Source organism: Kitasatospora putterlickiae, from assembly GCF_039527695.1.
Lineage (GTDB): Bacteria > Actinomycetota > Actinomycetes > Streptomycetales > Streptomycetaceae > Kitasatospora > Kitasatospora putterlickiae.
Genome location: NZ_BAAAKJ010000059.1, coordinates 6,930 through 12,132, shown reverse-complemented (window position 1 = coordinate 12,132; position 5,203 = coordinate 6,930). Strand labels below are relative to the sequence as shown.

4 protein-coding genes and 1 pseudogene are annotated in these 5,203 nt (G+C 74.9%); 3 read left to right on the top strand and 2 right to left on the bottom strand.

Translation table 11 applies throughout. The features are described from left to right. Window positions 1-48 precede the first annotated feature (48 nt). Window positions 49-630 carry a class I SAM-dependent methyltransferase gene (locus tag ABD308_RS06800; RefSeq protein ID WP_344329064.1) on the top strand — a complete coding sequence of 194 codons (582 nt, stop codon included), beginning with the start codon at window positions 49-51 and terminating at the stop codon, window positions 628-630. A gap of 141 nt (window positions 631-771) precedes the next feature. Continuing rightward, window positions 772-1,137 (top strand): PH domain-containing protein, encoded by a 366-nt coding sequence (locus tag ABD308_RS06795; RefSeq protein ID WP_344329047.1) that lies wholly within the window; start codon window positions 772-774, stop codon window positions 1,135-1,137. Between the two features lie 10 nt (window positions 1,138-1,147). Here ABD308_RS06795 and ABD308_RS06790 read toward each other — a convergent pair whose 3' ends face one another. Continuing rightward, window positions 1,148-1,903, bottom strand: a complete 756-nt coding sequence (locus ABD308_RS06790; RefSeq protein WP_344329038.1) for a response regulator — start codon at window positions 1,901-1,903, stop codon at window positions 1,148-1,150. Then, window positions 1,900-3,609 (bottom strand): ATP-binding protein, encoded by a 1,710-nt coding sequence (locus ABD308_RS06785; RefSeq protein ID WP_344329026.1) that lies wholly within the window; start codon window positions 3,607-3,609, stop codon window positions 1,900-1,902. Before ABD308_RS06785 ends, ABD308_RS06790 begins: the two co-directional genes overlap by 4 nt. Before the next feature lie 206 nt (window positions 3,610-3,815). On the opposite strand from ABD308_RS06785, the pseudogene ABD308_RS06780 reads away from it, so the two are divergent. After that, window positions 3,816-5,203, top strand: a pseudogene (locus ABD308_RS06780) (cation:dicarboxylate symporter family transporter); the annotation flags it as partial.

Below are 5,203 nucleotides of genomic sequence, written 5' to 3'. Positions count from 1 at the left end.
GCCTGGACCGACCAGCCCCACCCCTTCACCGAGGCGCACGCCGCCGAACTGGCCCGCACCCGCGACTTCTTCGCCGTCCGCGCCGCCGACTGGGACGCCAGGTTCCCCGACGACGGCCCGCGCTACGCCGCCGCCGTCGCCGAACTCGCGCCGCGCCCGGGCGACTCGGTGCTCGACGCGGGCTGCGGCACCGGCCGCGCCCTGCCGCCGCTGCGCGCGGCGGTCGGCCCCGAGGGCCGGGTGCTCGGCGCCGACGTGACCCCGGAGATGCTGCACGAGGCCGCCACCCGCCACCCCGGCGCCGCCGACCTGCTGCTCGCCGACTGCGCCCGGCTCCCGCTGCCCGACGGCACCTTGGACGCCGTCTTCGCCGCCGGCCTGCTCTCCCATCTGCCCGACCCGGCCCGCGCCCTCGGCGAACTCGCCCGGGTGGCGCGCCCCGGCGCCCGGCTCGCGCTGTTCCACCCCGTGGGCCGCGCCGCCCTCGCCGCCCGCCACGGCCGCGCCGTCACCCCGGACGACCTGCGGGCCGAACCCAACCTCCGCCCCCTGCTCGCCGCCGCCGGCTGGCGCCTCACCTCCTACACAGACGTCGACGACCGCTACCTCGCCCTCGCCGAGCGGACCTAGGCCCGCGACGGGCCAGGCCGGGCCGGCCCGGGCGAGACGGACGAACCGGGACAGCCGGACGCGCCGATCGGCCATGATCACCGGCATGGCAGACTCGGAGCCCTCCGCACCCCCACCGGGTGCCCGACGAGAGGAAGCGGCATGGCACTCTTCGGCAACGCCCACCGGGTCGACAACGGCGAGGCCCAGAAGGAGTTCGCCCGGCTGTTCGGCGAGGGCGAGCAGGTCCAGGCCGCCTTCCAGCTGATGCGCGACTCCTTCCTGTTCACCGACCGCCGGCTCATCCTCATCGACAAGCAGGGCATCACCGGCAAGAAGACCGAGTACCACTCGATCCCCTACCGCTCCATCACGCACTTCGCGGTGGAGACCGCCGGGAGTTTCGACCTGGACGCCGAGCTGAAGATCTGGGTGTCCGGCGCGGCGCTGCCGATCTCCAAGAACTTCACCAAGGGCGTGGACATCTACGAGGTGCAGGCCCTGCTCACCCAGTTCGTCACCCGCTGACCCCTCGGCCTCAAGAGCCGCACGGTTCGCGGGAGTTCCCGCCACCGCCCGTCCAGCGGTAGCAGAGCTCGGGCCGGCCGACCGCGCCGTACCGGGGTTCGCGGGAGGCGAGGCCGGAGTCGACCAGGTGCTCCAGGTAGCGGCGGGCGGTGATCCGGGAGACCCCGGCCGCCGTGCCCGCCGCGCCGGCGGACAGTCCGGTGCGGGCCTCGCGCAGCACGCCGGCGACGGCGTCCAGGGTCGGCGCGGACAACCCCTTGGGCAGGGCGGTCCGTTCGGGTGAGCGGAGCAGCGCGAACGCCTGGTCGACCTCGTCCTGCCCGGTGGCCGGACCGGTCCGGGTGAAGGTGTCCCGGTAGCGGGCGTAGCGTTCCAGCCGGTCGTGCAGCGCGGCGGCGGCGAACGGTTTCAGCAGGTACTGCACGACGCCCGCGGAGACGGCCCGGCGGACCATCGCGAGGTCGCGGGCGGAGGTGACGGCGATGACGTCGGTGGTGTGCCCGGCGGCGCGCAGCGTGCCGCAGAGCTGGAGGCCGTGTCCGTCGGGCAGGTAGAGGTCGAGCAGCAGCAGGTCGACGGGGCGCCCGGCGGCGCGCTCGCGTTCCAGGAAGCGCAGCGCCTGTGCGCAGCCGTGCACGGTGCCGGCGGTGCGGAAGCCCGGTTCGCGTTCGACGTAGAGGGCGTGGGCGGCGGCGGCCACCGGGTCGTCCTCGACGACCAGGACGGCGATGTCGGGGCGCCCCGGCTCCGGCGGCGCGGCGCTCACGGGGTCACCGCCACACGTTCGCCGCGCCCGGACCCGTGCCCGCGCTCGTTCTCCCCCAGGCCCTCGCGCGTCGGCCGGTCGAGCGGCAGGCGCACGGTGAGGACGGCGCCGCGTTCCCGGCCGACCTCGACGGTGCCGCCGTTGCGCCGGGCGGCCTGCGCGACGAGCGCGAGCCCGAGTCCGCGCCCGTGCCCGCGTCCGCCCTCGTCACCGTGCCCGCCCCGCTTGGTGCTCCAGCCGCGCCGGAACACGTCCTCCACCGCGCCCGGGGCGATACCGGCGCCGGTGTCGGCGACCCGCAGCAGCAGGTGCCCGCCGTCGATCCGGGCGGTGACGGTGACCTCCGGCGGCCCGGGGTCGGCGGCCGCGCCGGCGATGGCGGCGTCCACGGCGTTGTCGATCAGGTTGCCGAGGACGGTGATGAGGTCGCGTGCGCTCAGGTGGGGCGGCAGCACGCCGTCGTCGATGGAGCTGTCCGGGGTGAGCGTCAACTCCACGCCCCGCTCGGCCGCCTGGGCGGCCTTGCCGAGCAGCAGGGCGGCCAGCACCGGCTCGCCGACGGCGGCCACCACCCGGTCGGTGAGCCGCTGGGCGAGGGCGAGTTCGGCGGTCGCGAACTCCACCGCCTCGCGGTGGCGGCCGAGTTCGATCAGCGAGACGACGGCGTGCAGCCGGTTGGCGGCCTCGTGCGCCTGCGCGCCGAGCGCCTCGGTGAAGCCGCGCACCGAGTCCAGTTCGCCGCTCAGCGACTGGAGTTCGGTGTGGTCGCGCAGGGTGAGGACGCGGCCGAGCCCGCTGCCGATGGTGGAGGTGTTGAGCACCACCACGCGCTCGGCCGTCAGGTGCACCTCGTCGCGGACGGGTCCGGCCCCCGAGACGGCGGCCACCAGCGCCGCCGGAAGGCCCAGCCCGGCGACCGGCCGCCCCTCCACCTCCCCGTCCAGGCCGAGGAGTTCACGCGCGGCGTCGTTGCAGAGCACCACCCGGCGGTCGCGGTCGAGCAGCACCAGTCCCTCCCGGACGGCGTGCAGGGTGGCCTGGTGGTACTCGTAGAGGTGGCTGAGTTCGGCCGGCCCCATGCCGTGGGTGTGCCGCCGCAGCCGGGAGTTGGCGAGGTAGGTGCCGATCCCGCCGAGGGCGAGCGCGCCCACCGCGACGCCGGCCAGGGCGAGCAGCGGCCCGCGCAGCCGCTCGGAGATGGACTGCACCGTGATGCCGGAGCTGACCAGGGCGACCACCCGGTGCCGTTCGTCCAGCACCGGGGTGACCACCCGCACCGACGGGCCGAGCGTGCCGGTGTACGTCTCGCTGCGGGTCCGTCCGGCGAGCGCCCAGTCGATGTGGCCGAGGAAGGTCCGCCCGATCTGCTCGGGCAGCGGGTGGGTCCAGCGGACGCCGCCGGTGTCCATCACGGTGACGAAGGAGACCCCGGTGTCGGCCCGCACCCGCTCCGCGTACGGCTGGAGCACGGCCGTCGGGTCGGGCGCGGTGACGGCGGCGAGCACGTCCGGGGAGTCGGCGACGGCGCGGGCGACGGCGGTGACCTGGCGGCGGGCGGCGTCCTCGGCGCGGCCGGCGGTGAACAGGTACGCGAGCACCGCCCCGCCGGCCACCACCGCGGCGACGATGACCACCTGGACGAGGAAGAGCTGTCCGGCCAGGCTGCGCACCAGCCGGCGCGGCGGGGGGAGGGTTCGCGCGGACATGCCAGTCAGTGTGCACCACGGCCCCGTCGGCGCCGACCGGGGGCGGGACGGGACCGCGGGCGTGAACTCTATGAACGCAAGCGTGACCCGCGTCACGCCGGCCCGCATAGTCGGAGCGGCCCACCACCCGGGGCCGCCAGGACAGCACGGCCGCGTCCCCCCACGCAGGCGCGCCGTGCGCGCACAGCACGGCGAAGGAGCCGCGGATGTCGATCACCGGAACGGCGGCGGGAGCGGGCCCCGCCGCGAAGGACCGCACCCACTACCTCTACCTCGCGGTGATCGCGGCGGTCGTCGCGGGCGTCGTGGTGGGCCTGGCCGCACCGGGCTTCGCGGTGGAGCTGAAGCCGGTCGGCACGGGCTTCGTCAATCTCATCAAGATGATGATCAGCCCGGTCATCTTCTGCACCATCGTGCTCGGCATCGGCTCGGTGACCAAGGCCGCCAAGGTCGGCCGGGTCGGCGGCCTGGCGCTGGGCTACTTCCTCACCATGTCGACCGTCGCCCTCGGCATCGGCCTGCTGGTCGGCAACCTGCTGGAACCCGGCGGCGGCCTCCACCTGACCGCCGCGCTCGCCAAGTCCGGCCACGCCCAGGCCTCCGCCGGAGCCGCGCAGTCCACCACCGACTTCCTGCTCGGCATGATCCCGACCTCCCTGCTCTCCGCGCTCACCGAGGGCAAGGTGCTGCAGACCCTGCTGGTCGCGCTGCTGGTCGGCTTCGCCCTGCAGGCGATGGGCCCGGCCGGCGCGCCCGTGCTGCGCGGCGTCGAGCACGTGCAGCGGCTGGTCTTCCGGGTGATGGCGATGATCATGTGGGTGGCTCCGGTCGGCGCGTTCGGCGCGATGGCGGCGGTGGTCGGCGCCACCGGCACGGCCGCGCTGAAGAGCCTCGCCGTCATCATGGTCGGCTTCTACCTGACCTGCGCGCTGTTCGTGGTCGTGGTGCTCGGCACGCTGCTGCGCCTGGTCGCGGGCGTCAGCATCCTCACCCTGCTGCGTTACCTCGGCCGCGAGTTCCTGCTGATCCTCTCCACCTCCTCCTCGGAGAGCGCGCTGCCCCGGCTGATCGCCAAGATGGAGCACCTCGGCGTCAGCCGCCCGGTGGTCGGCATCACCGTCCCGACCGGTTACAGCTTCAACCTGGACGGAACCGCGATCTACCTCACCATGGCCTCGATCTTCATCTCGGAGGCGCTGGACAAGCCGATGTCGGTCGGCGAGCAGCTGTCGCTGCTGGTCTTCATGGTGATCGCCAGCAAGGGCGCGGCCGGGGTCACCGGCGCCGGGCTGGCCACCCTGGCGGGCGGGCTTCAGTCGCACAAGCCGGCGCTGGTGGACGGCGTCGGGCTGATCGTGGGCATCGACCGCTTCATGTCCGAGGCCCGGGCGCTGACCAACTTCGCGGGCAACGCCGTCGCCACCGTGCTGATCGGGCAGTGGACCGGGGAGTTCGACCGTGAGCGGGCCCGGCTGGTGCTGGCGGGCGCGGTGCCGTTCGACGAGCGGACGCTGCTGGACGCCCACACCCACGGCGCCCACGACGCCCCGGCGCCCGACACCGGGGCCGCCGTCCCGGCGCCGGTTCCGGCGGC